Source organism: Bradyrhizobium sp. P5_C11_2, assembly GCF_054049755.1.
The window spans coordinates 1-1,769 of record NZ_JBFULT010000913.1 but is presented as its reverse complement, the minus strand read 5'-3'; the positions used below and the strand labels follow the sequence as shown (position 1 = coordinate 1,769).

At 57.5% G+C, this 1,769-nt stretch carries 1 protein-coding gene and 1 tRNA gene; both read right to left on the bottom strand.

Annotation, left to right across the window (positions count from 1 at the left end; all coding sequences use genetic code 11):
* Positions 1–800 precede the first annotated feature (800 nt).
* Positions 801–879, bottom strand: a tRNA-Met gene (locus tag ACXJL8_RS40210).
* Between the two features lie 158 nt (positions 880–1,037).
* The coding region (locus ACXJL8_RS40205; RefSeq protein WP_456686944.1) for a GntR family transcriptional regulator at positions 1,038–1,769 on the bottom strand (732 nt) is incomplete at its 5' end.

Genomic DNA, 1,769 nt, shown 5'->3' with positions numbered 1-1,769 from the left:
CGGATATGCTGAACGTTGTGGGGACATGGTCAAGTGGACCGACAAAATCGCTCCAGCGATCTGGGCGGAGACCCGTTGGGCTGATCCAAGTCCTCAGATGACGTTGCCAGACGATGTGCTGGAGCGCGTGAACTGACTGGTGCAAGACCGCAACCCCATCGCGGCAATTGCCCTCGTCCGGGCGGAAACGGGCGCCGACCTCTATGGGTGCAAGACGTATGTGGACGACCTCGCGCGGAAAAGCCGCCAGACCGAATAAGAGCACCTGCCGCTCGCTATCTACCTAAAAGCTGGCGCCTTATCCTCATTCTTAGGGTTTCCGCTTGTGGCCCATCGCGACATATTGCGCTGCCCCACGAACTCGGCCGCTATAGGAGCAAAGCGGACATTGGGTTCGTCGCCGCAGGGTTTATGGGTACACACCCTAGTGGGGATCTGCAATTTGCAATTGGGCGAAGCCCTAAAGTGCAAAAAAAGCGCTGACTAATCTAGCCATCGTAGCGAAAATTTTTCGTGTCATGCAGGCATCAAGACGAAGAGCGGCGAATATTCGAACGGCTTCAGAGAGGCCTTTTGGGATGGTCGCACAAACGAAAGTCTAAAAAGCGCAAGCTGGTGTCAAAGGCCCCACGGCCAAGGTAAAGCCCGGACGCAAGGCGAATTTTAGACGAAAGCCCCGGCCATCGAATCGATGCAGTGTGCGAACTTGCCTACGAACGAAAAGTGCACGTATCTGGTGCGGTTTCTGGTGCAGCGGCCGCGTTGCAGGCAACAAGAATGAAGTAAGCTATTGATCATGTTGGTGGGCCCGGCAGGACTTGAACCTGCAACCAGACCGTTATGAGCGGTAGGATATCGGTTGGGTCCGTTGATTTTCCCGTACTCTTGTTTGATTTCGCTCGCGTTCCTTACGTTCCGCTCAGGTGGTTCCTGGTGCGAAACTGGTGCGGTTGATCGACGCGCTCCGATACAGCGAATGGGGTGGAAGGAGGTAGAGATCTCGAGGATTTCGGACGGTGAGTTCCTCCTTCGCAACGTCAGGCGGATGATGCACCGCGCATGCGCTTCCGAGACAGGCTTTCAGGCGCGTGAGCCTCGCTTGGCTTTACCTTCGCGGATTTCGCAGCCGGCTCGTGCCCGGACGATACAGCGTCAAGGATGACTTTTGCGGTCAGCTGCAAGTGCGCGTTCATCAGTGCGACCGCGTGTTCGCTGTCCCGCGACAAAGCGGCCTCCGCAATCTCGCGATGTTCCCTGTCGAGGTCTCTGTCTACCTTGGACAGCGGACCGGTAAACCACCGGTAGCGCTCGGAGTGATTGAAAAGGATCGTTCGTAAATGAAGGAGCCAGGGACTGCCGCATCCCGCCGCGAGGACTTCATGAAAAATCTCGTGGGCCTTCGCATATTCGTTGCTATAGCGTCGCGTAGCCTTGTCTGCCCACACCGGCGTGTGTGTCAGGCGATGCAGGGCGGCGACGACTTGGGATTGCCACTCGACCCCACCTTTTTCAATCGAACCTCGAAGGCACAGTGCTTCAATGCTACATCGGACTTCGGTGAGATCGCGAAGGGCATCGATGGACAATGGCGCCACACGGAATCCTCGCTGAGGTTCGCTGACGACAAACCCCTCCGATGCGAGGCGCGACAGCGCCTCACGCACGGCGCTCGAGCCGACCGCAAAGCGACGGCACAGATCGTCGATCTTCAGCTTCTCTCCGGGCGCGAAGTTGCACGCGAGCAGTTCGGAGCGAAGCTCCGCATAGGC